This is a genomic window from Amycolatopsis sp. NPDC006125 (genome assembly GCF_040614195.1).
GTDB classification, from domain to species: domain Bacteria; phylum Actinomycetota; class Actinomycetes; order Mycobacteriales; family Pseudonocardiaceae; genus Amycolatopsis_E; species Amycolatopsis_E tucumanensis.
This window is the reverse complement of record NZ_JBEXTZ010000142.1, coordinates 1-15,497: the sequence shown is the minus strand read 5'-3', so window position 1 is coordinate 15,497 and position 15,497 is coordinate 1. Positions and strand designations below refer to the sequence as shown.

Below are 15,497 nucleotides of genomic sequence, written 5' to 3'. Positions count from 1 at the left end.
GTGCGCCGCCAGCTGGCCGCGCGGCGCGACCTGCTCGCCGGCGCGCTGCGGGAGCACGTGCCATCCGCGCGCCTGGAAGGGTTGCCGCAGGGCGGGCTGAACCTGTGGGTGCGGCTGCCGGACGCCACCGATCCGGCGCGCCTGGTCCGTGACTGCGAAGCGGCCGGGGTGGTGGTGAACCCGGGCGGCGAATGGTTCCCGGCGGAGCCGCCCGGGGTGTACCTGCGGCTCAACTACTCGGGCCCGAATCCGGGCGCTTTTCCCGACGGCGCCCGGATCATCGGCGAGGCACTGGCCCGGCAAGGGCTTTAGGCATTCCGTCGATCGGACCCGCCTCGCGGTCTACTCTGGCGGGATGCTGCGGGTCTCCCTGCTGGGAGAGCAGGCAATTCTCGACGAAGCGGACGGTTCGGTGGTGACCCGTTCGCCGCGCACCGTCGCGCTCGTCGCCTACCTCGTCGTGCACGCGGGCGTGCCCCAGCCGCGGCAGCGCATCGCCGAACTGTTCTGGCCCGACTCGTCCGAACCGCAGGCGCTGACCAACCTCCGCCGCGAACTGCACCACCTGCGCCACACCCTCGGCCAGGACTGCCTGGCCGTCACCGCGAAGGATCTGTGCTGGCGCGACACCGCGTCCGTCCGGGTCGACGTGCGCGACTTCGAACTGGCCCGCGCGGCGGCCCAGACCGGCGACGGGGTGCTCGAACACGCACCGGCCGCGATCGCGCTCTACCACGGTGAATTCCTGCCCGGCATCAACGACGAATGGGTGATCGAGCCGCGTGCCGCGCTGGAATCGTCCTGCGTCCGGCTGTGCGATCTGCTGTGCCAGGCCAGGAAGAGCCGCGGCGACCTGCCCGGCGCCGCGGAGGCCGCCCGCAGGCGGATCCAGTTGCGCCCGCTGGAAGAGCACGGCTACCGCACGCTGATGGACCTGCAGGCCGCGATGGGGGACCGGGCCAGCGCGGTCAGCACCTACCACCACTGCGCGTCCACCCTGGAACGCGAACTCGGCGTCGTCCCGGACGAGACGACGCGCCGGGCCCTGCGCCGCCTGCTGGCCGGCGACGCGACGGGCCCGCGCCCCGGCACCACCGGGCTCGTCGGGCGCGGCCGGGAGATCGCACTCCTCTCGCGCGTGTGGCAGACCGCGGCGGCAGGACGCCCCGGGCTCGTGCTGGTCTGCGGCGGCGCGGGCGTCGGCAAGAGCAGGCTGGTCGCCGAAGTCGCCTCCGCCGCACGGGCGCACGGCGCGATCGTGGCCACCTCCCAGTGCTTCGGCACGCCAGGACGGCTGCCGCTGGCGCCGGTCGCCGACTGGCTGCGTGCCCCCGCGGTGCGGGCCGCGACCGCGAACCTGGAACCGGTGTGGCGCGCCGAAGTGGACCGCCTCGTGCCCGCCGGCCGGTCGCGGAGCGACCCGGACACCGGCCCCCGCGCGATGGTGGACGCCTGGCAGCGGCACCGCTTCTTCGAGGGCCTGGCCAGAGCACTCACCGGCACCGGCCGCCCGATGCTGCTGGTGCTGGACAACCTGCAGTGGTGCGACCAGGAAACCCTGGCGTTCCTCACGTTCTGCCTCGGCCTCGCCCCGGACGCGCCGGTCCTCGTCGCCGCGACCCTGCGCACCGACGGCGAGTGGCCGGAGCTCGCCGAGTGGACCACCCGCATGCGGGCCACCGGCCTGCTCACCGAGCTGACGCTGAACCCGTTGGAGATCACCGAATCCGCCCGGCTGGCCGAGCTGATCTCCGGGCAGCCGCTCGCCCCCGCGGACCGCGCGCTGCTGCAGGCCACCACCGGCGGGTTCCCGCTCTACGTCGTCGAAGCCGTGCGGGGCAAGGCACTGCCCGGCAGCGACCTCACCGACGTGCTGCGCAACCGCGTGGAGCAGGCGAGCCCGGCCGCGCGCAAGATCGCCGGGCTCGCCGCCGCGGTCGGCCGGGACTTCACGCTCGCCCTGCTCACCGAGGCCAGCGACCTCGAACCGGACACGGTCGTGCAGGCCGTCGACGAGCTGTGGCGGCGCCGCATCATCCAGGAGATCGGCGGCGGCTACGACTTCAGCCACGACCTGCTCCGGGACACCGCCTACCGCCTGGTCAGCCCGCCCAACCGCTGGCTGCTGCACCGGCGCATCGCGCAGGCGCTGGAGCTGCTGCACGCCGGAGACACCGACCCGGTGTCCGGGCGTCTCGCGGAGCAGTACGCGCGGGGCGGCCGCCCGGACCGCGCGGTCGGCTACTACCGGCGCGCCGCGGCCTTCGCGTCCAGCACCTTCGCCCACGCCGAGGCGATCCGGCTGCACCAGGAGGCGCTGGACATCGTGCGGGCCCAGCCGGACAGCGCCGAGTCCGCCCGTCAGGAACTGGCGATACTGGAGACGATGGCGGCGCCGCTCAACGCCCGCCACGGGTACGCCTCGCCGCAGCTGCAGCAGGCCCTGGAGCGCACCATCGCCCTCGCCAAACGCCTGGGGCAGCAGGATTCGATGCTCACCGCGATGGTCGGGCTGTGGGCGTCCCGCTTCGTGCAGGGCCGCACCGCCGATGCCTACGAGGTCGCCACGAACGTGCTGGACCTCGTCGACCCGGACTCGGAACTGCGTGGGGCGGCGCACTTCGTGTACGGCGGGAGCGCGTGCAGCCTCGGGCGGCCCGCCGAGGCGCTGCAGCACTTCGACCTCGCCGTGAAACTGTCCCGCGGCGCCCCGTCGCTGACCGTCGGCACCCGCCCGGACGTGCACGCGACGGGGTGGGCCGCGCACCCGCACTGGCTGCTGGGCCACACCGGGGAGGCGCTGGCCGCCTGCCAGGACGCGATCGATCTCGCCCGGTCGGCGGAGCACCCATACAGCCTCGCCGTCGGGCTCGCCTACGCCGGGATCACCTACCAGATGTGCGGCGAGGTGGACCGGCTCGGCGACACCGTGCGCGAGCTGGGCGAGCTGTGCGACCGCTACGGCTTCGCCTACTACCGGGAGTGGGGCCTGGTGCTGGGCGGCTGGCGGACCGGCCGGCCCGAGGTCGCCCGGCGCGGCATCGACAACCTGCGCGCGGAGGGCTCGTTCGCGCGGATGCCGTACTGGCTCGCGCTGCTCGCCGACCTGTCCGGCCCGGACGCGGCCCGCGCGACCCTGGACGCGGCGATAGTCGCCGGGCAGGCCCGCGACGACGTGTGGTGGATGCCCGAGGTGATGCGCAAGCGCGCCGCCCTCGACGACCCGGGCACGGCGGTGTCCCGGCTGCGCTCCGCGGTGCGGCTGGCCAGGGCACAGGGCAGCCTCGCACTGGTGCGGCGGTGCGAGCACGACCTCGCCGTTCGGGCAGGCTCCGGCTGAGCCCGCGCGGGCGAACGCTGCGCGAACGCCCGGTCCCTAGCGTCGTGGCGACCCACCTGAGGAGGAACCATGACCACCATCGCCACCGCACCGTACGAGGAGCTCGCCGCCACCCTGCGCGGTGACCTCGTGCTCCCGTCGGACCCCGGGTACGACGCGGCCCGCGCCGTCTACAACGGGTCCATCGACCGGCGGCCGTCCGCGATCGTCCGGGTGCGCGACACCGCGGACGTGGTCGCCTGCGTGAAGTTCGCGCGGGCGCACGACATCACGATCGCCGTGCGCGGCGGCGGCCACAACGCCGGCGGGCTCGGCGTCGCCGACGACGCCCTGGTGATCGACTTCGCGTTGCTGCACAGCACCACCGTCGACCCCGAGCACCACACCGTCCGCGTCGACGCGGGGTGCACGTGGGCCGACGTCGACCACGCCACCGTCCCGTTCGGAATGGCCGTGCCGTGCGGGTTCCTCGGCTCCACCGGTGTGGCGGGGCTGACGCTCGGCGGCGGGGTCGGCTATCTGGCCCGGAAGTTCGGGCTCACCGTCGACAACCTGCTCTCGGCCGACGTCGTGCTCGCCGACGGCACCCTGGTGATCGCCAGCGAGACCTCCCACCCGGACCTGTTCTGGGCGCTGCGCGGCGGCGGCGGCAACTTCGGCGTGGTCACCTCGTTCACGTTCCGCGCCCACGACATCGGCGAGCACGGCGTCATCATCGGCGGGCCGGTGCTGTACGACCTGGCGGACACCCCGGACGTGATGCGCTGGTACCGCGAGCTGCTGCCGTCGCTGCCGGAGGAGCTGTCCGGCTGGTTCGGGCTGCTGACCATCCCGCCGGCACCGCCGTTCCCCGAACAGCTGTGGGGGCGCAAGGCGTGCGGGATCGTCTGGTGCTACACCGGGCCGCACGACCGCGCGGACGAGGTGCTGGAGCCGGTGAAGACCTACGGTTCGCCGCTGGTGATGGGCCTGCACGAGATGCCGCACAACGTCCTGCAGACCGCGTTCGACGCCCTGTACCCGGCCGGTCTGCAGTGGTACTGGAAGGCGGATTTCTTCACCGAGATCACCGACGAGGCGATCGACGTCCACGTCCGGTACGGGCAGACGATGCCGACGCCGTTCTCGACGATGCACCTGTACCCGATCGACGGCGCCGCGGCGCGCGTCCCCGCCGACGCGACCGCCTTCGGTCACCGCGACGGCGGCTGGGCCGGAGTGATCGTCGGGGTGTCGCCGGAGCCGGCCGACGTGGACGTGATGACCCGCTGGGCCAAGGACTACTGGTCGGACCTGCACCCGACGTCCGCGGGCGGGGCGTACATCAACTTCATGATGGACGACGAGGGACAGGAACGCGTGCGCGCGTCCTACCGGGACAACTACGACCGGCTGGCGCGGGTGAAGGCCAAGTACGACCCGGAGAACGTGTTCCACGTCAACCAGAACATCCGGCCCGCGCGATGATGGGTGCGTGCGGAACGACTGGGTGAGCGCGGTACGGGCGCTCGGTGGCGACGGCGGTGTGGCGGCGGACGCGGCGGCGGACTTGGCCGCCCGGTACGCGGAACCGCACCGCCGTTACCACGACACGGCGCACGTGCTCGCGGTGCTGCGGGATTCGGCGGCCCTGGCGGCGGACCTCGGGTTGCCGCCGGAGGAACGCGCGGTGCTCGCGCTGGCCGCCGCCGCACACGACGTCGTGTACGACGGACGGCCCGGTGAGGACGAGCGGCGCAGCGCCGAGTGGGCGGTGTCGTGGCTGCGCCGGGCGGGGGTGCGGCCGGAGCACGTGACGCGGGTCGAGGAGCTGGTGCTGGCCACGCTCACGCACGCCGCGCCGGACGGGGACGCGACCGCGCAGGCGCTGCTCGACGCAGACCTCGCGATCCTCGGTGCGGACGAGGTCGCCTACGACCGCTACCGCAGTGCGGTGCGCGCCGAATACGCCCCGATCTCGGACGAGTTGTGGCGCGCCGGGCGGTCGGCCGTGCTGTCGGACCTGCTGGCGCGGGACCCGCTGTACGCCACGGCGGCCGCGCGGTCGCGGTGGGAGGCCACGGCGAAGGCGAACCTGGCGCGGGAGCTGTCCGCGCTCAGAACGCGTTGATGCCGGTCAGCTCCGCCGACAGCGCCCAGAGCCGCTCGGCCTCCGCGGGGTCCACCGCGTAGTCGCGGACCCCGGCGATCATCTCCGTGCTGTCCGTCGGCTCGGCGAGGTCGCAGTCCTCGCAGTAGAGGCCGCCGAGGCCGTCGAGCTGTGGTGAGGTGGCGGCCCAGACCTGGGTGGCCGCGCCCTGCTCGGGTGTCTTGAAGCTGGGGTCGGCGGGGTTGCCGTGCTCGTCGATCCAGCCTGCCGCCACCATGTCCGCGGTGTCGAGGTGCCGTTGCAGTGGCGTCAGGATCGCGCCGGGGTGCAGGGAGAACGCGCGGGCGCGCTCCCGGCCGAGGACGTCCAGCTGCAACGCGAAGAGCGCGTTGGCGGTTTTGGACTGGGCGTAGGCGAGCCAGCGGTCGTAGCCGGTGTCGAAGTGGATGTCGTGCCAGCGGATGGGGGACAGCTGGTGCCCGGCCGAGGAGACCACCACGACGCGCGCGCCCGGCGCGAGGGCCGGCCAGAGGAGGTTGACCAGCGCGAAGTGCCCCAGGTGGTTGACGGCGAAGTGCGACTCCCAGCCGGGCCCGACGCGGGTTTCCGGGGCGGCCATGATGCCGGCACCCGCGATGAGGATGTCGATGCGGCGGCCGGAGGCGAGGAACCGCTCGGCGAACCGGCGCACGCTGCCCAGGTCGGCGAGATCGAGTTCGTCCACTTCGGCCGCTTCGCGCGCGGCTTCCGGGCGGCGCGCGGGAACCACGACGTGCGCGCCGGCCTGGGTGAGCGCGCGGGTGGCGGCCAGGCCGATGCCCGAGTAGCCGCCGGTGACGATCGCGAGCCTGCCGGTCAGGTCGACGCCGGCGAGGACGTCGGCCGCGGTGGTGCGGGCGCCGAAGCCGGTGCCCAGTGGTTTCTGGATCATGGCCGCGACGCTAGGAGTTAGAGCGGCGTCTAGGTCAAGTTAGGCTGGTCCGGTGGACTTGAGCATCGGCGAGGTCGCGCGGCGCACCGGGCTGAGCGTGCACACGTTGCGGCTCTACGAGCGGGAGGGCCTGATGGCGAGCCCGGTGGCCCGGAACGCGAGCGGCAGGCGCGTCTACCGCGAGGCGGACGTCGAGTGGCTGCAGTACTGCACGAGGTTCCGCGCGTCGGGGATGCCGCTGGAGGAGATCCGCCGGTTCGCCGCACTGGTGCGGCAGGGGAGGGGCAACGAACCCGAGAGGCTGGCGCTGCTGCGCGAGCACGAGGAGCGGGTGCGGGAGCGGATCGCGGAGCTGCAGGAGAGCCTCGCGGTGATCCGGCACAAGGTGGCGGTGTACGAGGAACACGTGGCGAACGGCCGGGCCGCGGGATTGTGGGAACCGGCGGGGTCCACTGTGGAGTGATGTGGGGAGGTCCGGGATCGGCGCCGCTGAGGCCGGTTCCGCGGAGCGCACGCTCATCGGCCGCTGGCTGCTGCGGCCGATGGCCGCTACTCGCCTCGACAGTGCGCCCGGCCGCTGGCCGCGACGGCGCTGACCGGCGCCCCGACCTCTGACCGCCACCGCACCTGACCCGCCGCTGCCCCGCCGCCGACCCGCCACATGACCGCCGCGGCTGGTGTGCGCCACCTCCGCCGAGCGCCACGACCGGAACACGCCAGCGCACCCCTCCCACCCCTGGGCACCCTCGAACCGTGCCCTACACCCTCCTCGGCGCCGACGGGCGCCCCTACCGCAGCACCGACCCCGGCACCCTGGGCGGCCACCGGCGGTTGCGGATCTACGGCCTGCTCACCTGCCCGTCCGCCCGGCGCGCCCTGGCGCGCGGCCACTACGCCCGGCACCGCGTCTTCTTCGCCGACGAGCGGACCGCGATCGCCGCCGGGTACCGGCCCTGCGCGGTCTGCCTGCCGGACCGGTACCGGCGCTGGCGAACCTCCCCTAGCGTCGAGGCATGGCGAACCGCTTCTTCGCGTGGCTGTTCAAGCGCATCGGCGCCCGCAACGAGGCCCGGGGCGGCACCGCGCTCCGGCGGGAGCTCCTCGCGGGCGCACGGGGGCGCGTGCTCGAAGTCGGGGCGGGCACCGGGCTGAACTTCCCCCATTACCCGCCCGGCGTGGACCTCACGGCCGTCGAGCCGGAGCCCGCCCTGCGGGCCGAGGCGGCGAAGTCGGGCGTCCCCGTCCTGGACGCGCGCGCCGACCGCCTGCCGCTGCCGGACGGGTCCGTCGACGAGGTCGTGGTCAGCGGCGTGTTGTGCTCGGTCCCCGACCAGACCGCCGCGCTCGCCGAGTTCCGGCGCGTGCTCCGGCCCGGCGGGCGGCTGCGGTTCTACGAGCACGTCCGCGCCCGGTCGCCGCTGCGTGCGCGGTGGCAGGACCTCGCCGCACTGGTCTGGCCACGGCTCATGGGCGGGTGCCTGCCCAACCGCGACACCCGTACCGCGATCGAGGCCGCCGGGTTCGTTGTGTCACACTGCAGGGAATTGATCTTCCCGCCCGGCGCCAAGGTGTCCGTCGTCGCACCTCGCATAGTGGGAATCGCGCAAAAGGGACCGAACCAGCCGTAACACCAGTCACTCCAGCAACTCCGGTCCCAGAACGAGGGTGCGCCGCGTGAGTCACACCCGGGGTGTGGTTAGTCTTCGCCAGCGAATGTCGTCGAGACCGTCCCGGGGGGTCAGGTGCGCAGGACCAGTTCCCGGCCGTGGCAGCGCCGGCCACCGAGCCCGCAGCCGCCGCCGAGCAAGCCGCAGCCGATGCCAGGCCGCATCAGCCGCTGAGGCGCGGCCGTCCACAGTGGAGTGACGTCCGAAATGGACATCAAGGCTTCTTCCGCCGGTCACCCGCACCCCGGCTAGGCTGGGCGCATGCGCTTCGGATTGTTCATCCCCCAGGGCTGGCGGCTCGACCTGACCGGTATCGAGCCCGCCGGGCAGTGGCAGACCATGCTGGACATCGCCCGGTACGCCGAGAACGGGCCGTACGAGTCGGTGTGGGTGTACGACCACTTCCACACCGTCCCGGCTCCGCTGGCGGAGGCCACGCACGAGGCGTGGTCGCTCATGGCCGCCCTCGGCGCGACCACGAGCCGCGTCCGCCTCGGCCAGATGTGCACGTGCATGAGCTACCGCAACCCGGCCTACCTGGCGAAGGTGGCGGCGACCACGGACGTCATCTCGGGCGGCCGCGTCGAGATGGGCATCGGCGCGGGCTGGTACGAGCACGAGTGGCGCGCCTACGGCTACGGCTTCCCGTCCGCGGGCGAGCGGCTCGGCATGCTCGACGAGGGCGTGCAGATCATGCGCCAGCTGTGGAGCGAGGGCAAGGCGACCCTGGACGGCAAGCACTACCAGGTCGACGGCGCGCTGTCGTACCCGCTGCCGCTGCAGGAGGGCGGCATTCCGCTGTGGATCGCCGGCGGCGGTGAGAAGAAGACGCTGCGCATCGCCGCCCGGTACGCCCGGTACACGAACTTCGCCGGTGGCGCCGAGGACTTCAAGCACAAGTCCGAGGTCCTCGCCGCGCACTGCCAGGACGTGGGCACCGACTTCGACGCGATCGTCCGCTCGGCCAACTACAACGTCGTCATCGGCGAGACCGAGAAGGACGTGGCCGACCGCCTGGCGTGGATCCGCTCGCACTACGAGCCGCACCTGTCCGCCGACCTGCTCGAGAGCACCGTGAACTCGTTCGCGAACGGGCCGCTGGTCGGCACTCCCGAGCAGATCGCCGAGCGGCTCACCGAGCTGCGCGGCCTCGGCATGACCTACGCGATCACCTACTTCGCCGACATCGCCTACGACCGCGCGTCGGTGGATCTGTTCACGAACAAGGTCATCCCCGAGCTGGCCTGACCGCGAACTCGTCGAGGGCGGCGCGCCACGCCGCCCGCATCGCGTCGCTGCCGGTGTGGCCGGAGTCGTCGATCACGATCAGTTCGGCGTCCGGCCACACCTGGGTCAGCTCCCACGCGGTCTCCACCGGGCTGCTGATGTCGAGCCGGCCGTGGATGAGCTTCCCGGGAATTCCCTTCAGCCGGTGGGCTTCCCGGATCAGCACGCCCTCCTCCAGCCAGGCGGCGTTGGAGAAGTAGTGCGCGCAGATCCGGGTCATCGCGAGCAGGTCACGGGACGGCCGGTCGCTGTAGGAGTTCGGCACCCCCTTGGGTTCGAGCGAGACCGCCGCGTCCTCCCAGGCGCTCCAGTCCCGGGCGGCCTTTTCCCGGACGGCGGGGTCCGGATCCGCCATCAGGCGCGCGTAGGCGGCGAGGACGTCGAACGTGTCGCCCTCGACGTCGCCTGCGCCGGCCCGGAACCGCTCCAGCTCCGCCGGGAAGAACCGGCCGACCCCGTTGTACAGCCAGTCGATCTCACGGCGCCGGGTGGTCGTCACGCCGGCGATCACGATCTCGCTGACTCGCTCCGGGTGCCGCTCTGCGTAGGCGAGTTGCAGCGTGGAGCCCCAGGACCCCCCGAAGAGCAGCCACTGCTCGATCCCGAGGTGCTCGCGCAGCCGTTCCATGTCCGCGATGAGGTGCTCGGTCGTGTTGTGGCTCAGGTCGGTCGCCGGGTCGCTCGCGTGTGGGGTGCTGCGGCCGCAGTTGCGCTGGCTGAACATGATGAGCCGGTAGCGCTCCGGGTCGAAGTAGCCGCGTGAATTGGTCCAGGCGCCGGAGCCGGGCCCGCCGTGGACGAACACCGCGGGCTTGCCGCCGGGGTTGCCGCACTCGGTCCAGTGGATCCGGTTGCCGTCGCCGACGTCCAGCATGCCTTCGGTGTAGGGCTCGGCGACGGGGTGGAGCTGGGTCATGATCCCTCCAGATGCAACAGTGCTGTTATATTAGCGCTGTGACAATCCTTGGCGCCGAACTGCTCGCCACCCGGCTGCGGCACCTGCTGGAACTGCTGGACGGCGACGTCGCCGCCATCTACGCCGACCTCGGCCTGTCCTGGTTCCGGCCGCGCTTCACGCCGGTGGTGCGAGCGCTCGCCGCCGGCGGCCCGCAGCCGATCCGGGATCTCGCCGCCGCCATCGGAGTCACCCACTCGGCGGCGAGCCAGACCGTCGCGCAGATGGTCAAGGCGGAGCTGGTGACGCTCAGCCCGGGCGCCGACGCCCGTCACCGCATCGTTCACCTGACACCCAGGGCGGAGGAGTTGCTGCCGGTCCTGGACGCGGAGTGGGCGGCGACCACCGCCGCGGCGAAACGTTTCGAAGACGAGCTGGCCTACCCGCTGAGCAAGCTCGTCGACGAGGCCATCGAGGCCTTGCGGGAACGGCCGATGCGGCAGCGGATCGCCGACGCCGCACCGGATCTGAGCCGTTGACGGCGAGCAGGTTTCGCGTTCCCTTGTCCGGGGTACAACGACGCTCCACGCCCGTTGAAGGAACAGCGGAGGACCGTCTTGCCGGACTCAGCCCAGATCTGTGACAGAACCAGCGGCGTGCCCCTGTTGGGCGCGGCCCACCTCGCCGGGCTCCGGCGCCATCTCCGCGCGCTCCTCGACGAAGAGAGCGAAGAGGCGAACGAACGCGCTCTCCTGGTGGTCGACACCCTCGCCAGCCTCGCCTGCCGGCACGCCCACGCGCCGTTCACCGTCCGCCTCCGGCACACCGAGGGCAGCAGCCTGCGCGCCGAGATCCGCGAGCTGCGCTGCCGCACCCTGCCCGGTCACGCGGCGCTGCGGCTCCCGCTGCACATCCTCGACCGGCTCGCCCGCACCTGGTGCGTCGACCTGCAGGAGCACCACGGCGTGCTGACCGCCGAGGTCGACCTGGCCGGCTGAAAACCGGTTGCGCCACCGTGCGGCGGGCCGGAGGCTGCCGCACGTGACCGAAGCGTTCTTCGCGTTGTTCCACGGCCTGCCGCGGCAGGGGCCGGGATCCGACGCCACCACACTCCGCCTCCTCGAACTCGCCCGCCCGCTGCCCGAGCGGCCGCGGGTGCTGGACCTCGGGTGCGGCCCGGGCCGGTCGGCGCTGCTGCTGGCCAAGGCCGGCGCGCGGGTGACCGGCCTGGACACCCACCAGCCCTTCCTCGACGACCTCGCCGAGGCGGCCGAGGGGCTCGACGTCGACACCGTCAACGCGTCGATGGCCGACCCCCCGTTCCCGGACGGTGAATTCGACCTGCTGTGGGCCGAAAGCTCGGTCTTCGTGCTCGGTTTCGACACCGCGCTGCGCACGTGGAAGAGGCTGCTCAAGCCCGGTGGCGCGCTCGTGCTCACCGAATGCGAATGGTCCACCGGCACGCCGTCCGCGGCCGCGCGGGAGTTCTGGGACGCGCAGTATCCACTGAGGACGACCGAGGAGAACTCCGCCGCCGCGGTGGCCGCGGGTTACCGGGTGGAGGCGGTGCTGCCGCAGCCGGACAGCGACTGGTTCGACGAGTTCTACGACCACCTGGCCGCCCGGGCCGACGCCGCCGCCGGTGATCCCGCGATGGCCGAGGCCGTCGCCGCGGCGCGCCGGGAGATCGCGATGCGCCGCGAGCACGGCTCGGAGTACCAGTACACCGGCTATGTTCTCCGTACATACCAGTAGGTACAGTGCGGGGATGTATGCGAAGCAGTACGAGATCGCCCTGCCCGCCGACTACGACATGGGCATCATCCGCAGGCGGGTCGCCGAGCGGGGGCACGCGCTGGACGACCGCGCCGGCCTCGGCCTGAAGGCGTACCTCATCCGGGAGAGCCCGAACCAGTACGCGCCGTTCTACCTGTGGCGGGACCCCGGGCGGATGGCCGAGTTCCTGGTGGGTGGCGGCGGTTTCGAGAACATCGTGCGGGACTTCGGCCGCCCGGTGGTGCGCCACTGGACCGGGCTGGCCTTCCAGCCCGGTCCAGCGCGCGACCGCACACCTCGGCACGCGTCCCGCCTCTTCACCCCGGTGGGCGAGAACCCCGCCGAGGCGGTCGAGGAGGCACTCGCCGGGCTGACCGCGACCGCCCGGGAGCCCGGGGTGCACAGTGCGGCCCTCGCGCTGGACCCGCACCACTGGCAGCTGGTGCGGTTCGTGCTCGGCGAGCACGACGGCGAGGCGACCGAGCGGTACGAGGTGCTGCACCTCTCCGCGCCGGAACTGGCCGCGCTGCGCGTGGGACGGCAGTGGTAGGTCAGGCGGCGACTTCGGTGAGGAGGCCGAGGCCGGATGGCCAGTCGCCGAGGCCGCTGCCGGAGTTGAGGTGGCCGTGCCCGGCGAGCAGGCGCCAGGGGACTCGCCAGGCGTCGGCGAGCGCGGCTGAGGCCGCCGGTTCGCAGTAGGGGTCGTCGTCGCTCGCGACCACCAGGCGGGGGCACGGAAGCGGCCGGGCCCGCAGGTTCGCGAACGTCGGCGCGGCCTGGCGCGGGAACGCCGGCCCCCGCGGGTCGGGCGGGGCGACCAGGAACACGCCCACCCCGCGCGGCTGGGCCACGGCCAGCCACTCGGCCGCCGCCCAGCAGCCGAGGCTGTGCGCCACCAGCACCACGCGCTCGCCGCGCCGGGCCGCGGTCGCGTGGGCCGCGCCGACCGCCGCCACCCAGTCGGCGAGGTCTGGTTCCGTCCAGGAGGCCGGGGCGATCCGGACGGCCGTGGCGCCCCAACACTCCTCCCACGCGGTCTGCCAGTGCTTCTCGTCCGAGCCGTCGATCCCCGGGATGATGACGTACGCGACCACCGTCCACCGCCGCTTTCACTCGTGGCCCCCGCACGACCGGGCGCCGCCAGGGGATGATGATCGATGGTTCGACGGCCCGGGGTGGGCCGGACAAGTGATCTCAAGGGAAGTGGCGGCGACAACGATGGAATCACTCGACGAGATCGACCGCGCGATCCTGGAGCTGTTGCAGACCGAGGGGCGGCTCAGCGGCGCCGAGGTGGGCCGCCGGGTGGGATTGTCCCAGCCGGCGGCCGGCGCGCGCATCCAGCGCCTGGAGAAGAGCGGCGTCATCCTCGGGTACCGCGCGGTCGTCGCGCCCGCCGCGGTGGGGCTGAACATCCACGCCGTCGTCCGGCTGCGCACCACGCACGCGCAGCTGCCGAAGGCGCTGGCCCTCGCCGAGCGGATCGCCGAGGTCGTCTCGACGGTCCGGGTGACCGGCGAGGACTGCCTGCTGTTCGACGTGCACTGCACGCACGCGGAGCGGCTCGAACAGGTCGTGGACTCGCTGGCCCGCTTCGGGCCGGTCACGACGTCGCTCGTGCTGCGCAGCTACCCGGCGAAGCCGCTGCCTACCCCTTGACGCACACCACCTGCTTGAGGTGCGCGACCACTTCGACGAGGTCGGTCTGCGCCTTGATCACCGAGTCGATGTCCTTGTACGCGGCCGGGATTTCGTCGACGACGCCCTCGTCCTTGCGGCACTCCACGCCGTCGGTCTGGGCGGCGAGGTCGGCGGCGGTGAACGTCTTGCGTGCCTTGGTGCGCGACATGCGCCGCCCGGCGCCGTGGGACGCCGAGTGGAACGAGGTCTCGTTGCCGAGGCCGCGGACGATGTAGGAGCCGGTGCCCATGCTGCCCGGGATGATCCCGAGGTCGCCGGAGCCCGCGCGGATCGCGCCCTTGCGGGTGACCAGCACGTCCACGCCGTCGTAGGTCTCCTCGGCGACGTAGTTGTGGTGGCACGAGATCGGCTCGTCGAACCGAACGCCCGGCACCGTGTCGGCGACGGCCTGCTGCACGAGCGCGACCATCGTGGCCCGGTTGCGGGCCGCGTAGTCCTGCGCCCAGAACAGGTCGCGCCGGTAGGCCGCCATCTCCGGCGTGCCCGCCACGAACACTGCCAGGTCGCGGTCCGGCAGGTCCGCGTTGTGCGGCAGCTTGCGGGCCACGTCGATGTGCCGCTTGGCGAGCTCGTTGCCGATGCCGCGGGAGCCGGAGTGCAGCATCAGCCACACGCGGCCGGCGTCCGGGCCGCCCTGTTCGAGGCACACCTCGATGAAGTGGTTGCCGCCGCCGAGGCTGCCGATCTGCGCCCGCGCCCGGTCGCGCAGGTTCTGGACGCCGTCGTGCAGCTGCCCGAACGCGGACCAGAACTCGTTCCACCCGCCGGTGCCGGGCACGCGGGCGGGGTTGACGGGGGTGCGGTGCATGGCGAAGCCGACCGGGACGGCGTCCTCGATGCGGCGGCGCAGCTTGCCGAGGTCGTCGGGCAGGTCGTCGGCCGTCAGCGAGGTGCGGACCGCGCTCATGCCGCAGCCGATGTCCACACCCACCGCGGCGGGGGAGACCGCGTCACGCATCGCGATCACGCTGCCGACCGTCGCGCCCTTGCCGTAGTGCACGTCCGGCATGACGGCCAGACCGTGCACCCACGGCAGGTTGGCGACGTTGTGCAGCTGACGCATCGCAGCGTCCTCGACGGTCGCCGGGTCGGCCCACATGCGGATCGGCACGCGGGCGCCCTCGACGGCGGTGAACATCCGAAGATCCTTTCGCTCTGGTGGATCCACAGGGTTACCCGCGGACGGGCCCAGAGCAACCGGATTTCAGTGCAACCGGATTTCAGTAGTCGTCGCGCCCGGTGAGCTGTTCTTCGAGCAGCTCGGCGGAGCTGGTGACCAAGGCGAGCGGGTCGACGAACTCGTTGATGTCGAGGTTGGCCAGCGGGAGGGAGTGCCGGAGCACCAGGTACTCGCCCATGACGACCACCCCGCCGACGACGGTGGTGTGCCCGACCTCGGCCAGCACCCCGACCACGTCGACCTCGTCCACGCGGGCGAACGGGGTCGCGATCTGGATCCACTCGTCCCGCCGGTCGAGAACCTCCCGCGCGATCACGACGATCTGGGTGCGCTCCTCCTCCTCGGGATCGGACTGGAAGCGGATCCGGATGCGCAGTTCGTCCGGTTCGTCCCGAATCACCTTGTACTGCTGCCGGATGAACGTCGCGAGATCGCGCCAGCTCGTCACCCCAGAAGTCCCTTCTAGTGCCCGATCGGTCACGGGAAGTGAAGCACAGATGATCCGGAACCGGGACAGGACCGGAAAAACTCCTGCCCCACAACCGCCAGCCGGCAACGAAAAGCAAGCGACTACCCCAACCAGACCTCCCCCGCCCCCGATCCACAGCCGATCTTTAGTCGCCGACCAGGG

At 72.6% G+C, this 15,497-nt stretch carries 18 protein-coding genes and 1 pseudogene; 13 read left to right on the top strand and 6 right to left on the bottom strand.

The annotated features are described in order from the left end of the window. The 4 genes and pseudogenes from ABZ193_RS40035 to ABZ193_RS40020 form a co-directional block, all read left to right on the top strand. A pseudogene (locus tag ABZ193_RS40035) lies at window positions 1–312 on the top strand (PLP-dependent aminotransferase family protein); the annotation flags it as partial. 43 nt (window positions 313–355) lie between these two features. Beyond that, on the top strand, window positions 356–3,340 hold the full coding sequence (locus ABZ193_RS40030) for an AAA family ATPase (RefSeq protein ID WP_354713936.1): 2,985 nt from the start codon (window positions 356–358) through the stop codon (window positions 3,338–3,340). Window positions 3,341–3,409: 69 nt separating this feature from the next. Beyond that, window positions 3,410–4,807, top strand: a complete 1,398-nt coding sequence (locus ABZ193_RS40025) for an FAD-binding oxidoreductase (RefSeq protein ID WP_020422001.1) — start codon at window positions 3,410–3,412, stop codon at window positions 4,805–4,807. 7 nt (window positions 4,808–4,814) lie between these two features. Beyond that, the gene (locus tag ABZ193_RS40020) at window positions 4,815–5,450 is read left to right on the top strand and encodes an HD domain-containing protein (protein WP_354713934.1); all 636 of its coding nucleotides are present in this window, start codon (window positions 4,815–4,817) and stop codon (window positions 5,448–5,450) included. Here the strand turns inward: ABZ193_RS40020 and ABZ193_RS40015 are convergent. Continuing rightward, window positions 5,437–6,360, bottom strand: coding sequence for an SDR family NAD(P)-dependent oxidoreductase (locus ABZ193_RS40015; RefSeq protein WP_354713932.1), 924 nt, complete (start codon window positions 6,358–6,360; stop codon window positions 5,437–5,439). The genes ABZ193_RS40020 and ABZ193_RS40015 overlap by 14 nt on opposite strands. 52 nt (window positions 6,361–6,412) lie before the next feature. On the opposite strand from ABZ193_RS40015, the gene ABZ193_RS40010 reads away from it, so the two are divergent. The 3 genes from ABZ193_RS40010 to ABZ193_RS40000 all read left to right on the top strand — a co-directional run bounded on the left by ABZ193_RS40010 (window position 6,413) and on the right by ABZ193_RS40000 (window position 7,988). After that, complete coding sequence (locus ABZ193_RS40010) at window positions 6,413–6,823, top strand: MerR family transcriptional regulator (RefSeq protein ID WP_354713931.1); 411 nt, start codon at window positions 6,413–6,415, stop codon at window positions 6,821–6,823. A 290-nt stretch (window positions 6,824–7,113) separates the two neighbouring features. After that, the gene (locus tag ABZ193_RS40005; RefSeq protein ID WP_354713929.1) at window positions 7,114–7,512 is read left to right on the top strand and encodes an Ada metal-binding domain-containing protein; all 399 of its coding nucleotides are present in this window, start codon (window positions 7,114–7,116) and stop codon (window positions 7,510–7,512) included. Next, window positions 7,398–7,988, top strand: a complete 591-nt coding sequence (locus ABZ193_RS40000) for a class I SAM-dependent methyltransferase (protein WP_354713938.1) — start codon at window positions 7,398–7,400, stop codon at window positions 7,986–7,988. The genes ABZ193_RS40005 and ABZ193_RS40000 overlap by 115 nt, the downstream gene beginning before the upstream one ends. A 110-nt stretch (window positions 7,989–8,098) precedes the next feature. Here ABZ193_RS40000 and ABZ193_RS39995 read toward each other — a convergent pair whose 3' ends face one another. Further along, window positions 8,099–8,242: a hypothetical protein gene (locus ABZ193_RS39995; RefSeq protein WP_157358782.1), complete on the bottom strand. Its 144-nt coding sequence runs from the start codon at window positions 8,240–8,242 to the stop codon at window positions 8,099–8,101. A 46-nt stretch (window positions 8,243–8,288) separates the two neighbouring features. Here ABZ193_RS39995 and ABZ193_RS39990 point away from each other — a divergent pair, with 46 nt between their 5' ends. Continuing rightward, window positions 8,289–9,275, top strand: a complete 987-nt coding sequence (locus ABZ193_RS39990) for an LLM class F420-dependent oxidoreductase (protein WP_237339763.1) — start codon at window positions 8,289–8,291, stop codon at window positions 9,273–9,275. On the opposite strand, the gene pip is transcribed toward ABZ193_RS39990, so the two are convergent. Beyond that, complete coding sequence (gene pip / locus ABZ193_RS39985) at window positions 9,256–10,230, bottom strand: prolyl aminopeptidase (RefSeq protein ID WP_354713927.1); 975 nt, start codon at window positions 10,228–10,230, stop codon at window positions 9,256–9,258. The two genes, ABZ193_RS39990 and pip, sit on opposite strands and share 20 nt — an antisense overlap. Before the next feature lie 38 nt (window positions 10,231–10,268). Here pip and ABZ193_RS39980 point away from each other — a divergent pair, with 38 nt between their 5' ends. The 4 genes from ABZ193_RS39980 to ABZ193_RS39965 all read left to right on the top strand — a co-directional run bounded on the left by ABZ193_RS39980 (window position 10,269) and on the right by ABZ193_RS39965 (window position 12,535). Continuing rightward, complete coding sequence (locus ABZ193_RS39980) at window positions 10,269–10,748, top strand: MarR family transcriptional regulator (RefSeq protein WP_020421994.1); 480 nt, start codon at window positions 10,269–10,271, stop codon at window positions 10,746–10,748. A 117-nt stretch (window positions 10,749–10,865) separates the two neighbouring features. Beyond that, window positions 10,866–11,207 carry a hypothetical protein gene (locus ABZ193_RS39975; protein ID WP_354713926.1) on the top strand — a complete coding sequence of 114 codons (342 nt, stop codon included), beginning with the start codon at window positions 10,866–10,868 and terminating at the stop codon, window positions 11,205–11,207. A gap of 43 nt (window positions 11,208–11,250) precedes the next feature. Beyond that, complete coding sequence (locus tag ABZ193_RS39970) at window positions 11,251–11,964, top strand: methyltransferase domain-containing protein (RefSeq protein WP_237339761.1); 714 nt, start codon at window positions 11,251–11,253, stop codon at window positions 11,962–11,964. 13 nt (window positions 11,965–11,977) lie between these two features. Continuing rightward, window positions 11,978–12,535 carry a DUF4865 family protein gene (locus tag ABZ193_RS39965; RefSeq protein WP_354713924.1) on the top strand — a complete coding sequence of 186 codons (558 nt, stop codon included), beginning with the start codon at window positions 11,978–11,980 and terminating at the stop codon, window positions 12,533–12,535. Between the two features lies 1 nt (window position 12,536). Here the strand turns inward: ABZ193_RS39965 and ABZ193_RS39960 are convergent, their stop codons facing one another. Next, on the bottom strand, window positions 12,537–13,079 hold the full coding sequence (locus ABZ193_RS39960) for an alpha/beta fold hydrolase (RefSeq protein ID WP_354713922.1): 543 nt from the start codon (window positions 13,077–13,079) through the stop codon (window positions 12,537–12,539). 124 nt (window positions 13,080–13,203) lie between these two features. On the opposite strand from ABZ193_RS39960, the gene ABZ193_RS39955 reads away from it, so the two are divergent. Continuing rightward, window positions 13,204–13,644, top strand: coding sequence for an Lrp/AsnC family transcriptional regulator (locus tag ABZ193_RS39955; protein WP_237339758.1), 441 nt, complete (start codon window positions 13,204–13,206; stop codon window positions 13,642–13,644). On the opposite strand, the gene ABZ193_RS39950 is transcribed toward ABZ193_RS39955, so the two are convergent. Further along, on the bottom strand, window positions 13,634–14,824 hold the full coding sequence (locus ABZ193_RS39950; protein WP_354713920.1) for an RtcB family protein: 1,191 nt from the start codon (window positions 14,822–14,824) through the stop codon (window positions 13,634–13,636). The genes ABZ193_RS39955 and ABZ193_RS39950 overlap by 11 nt on opposite strands. 82 nt (window positions 14,825–14,906) lie before the next feature. Beyond that, on the bottom strand, window positions 14,907–15,314 hold the full coding sequence (locus tag ABZ193_RS39945; RefSeq protein ID WP_020422855.1) for a hypothetical protein: 408 nt from the start codon (window positions 15,312–15,314) through the stop codon (window positions 14,907–14,909). Window positions 15,315–15,497: the final 183 nt, after the last annotated feature.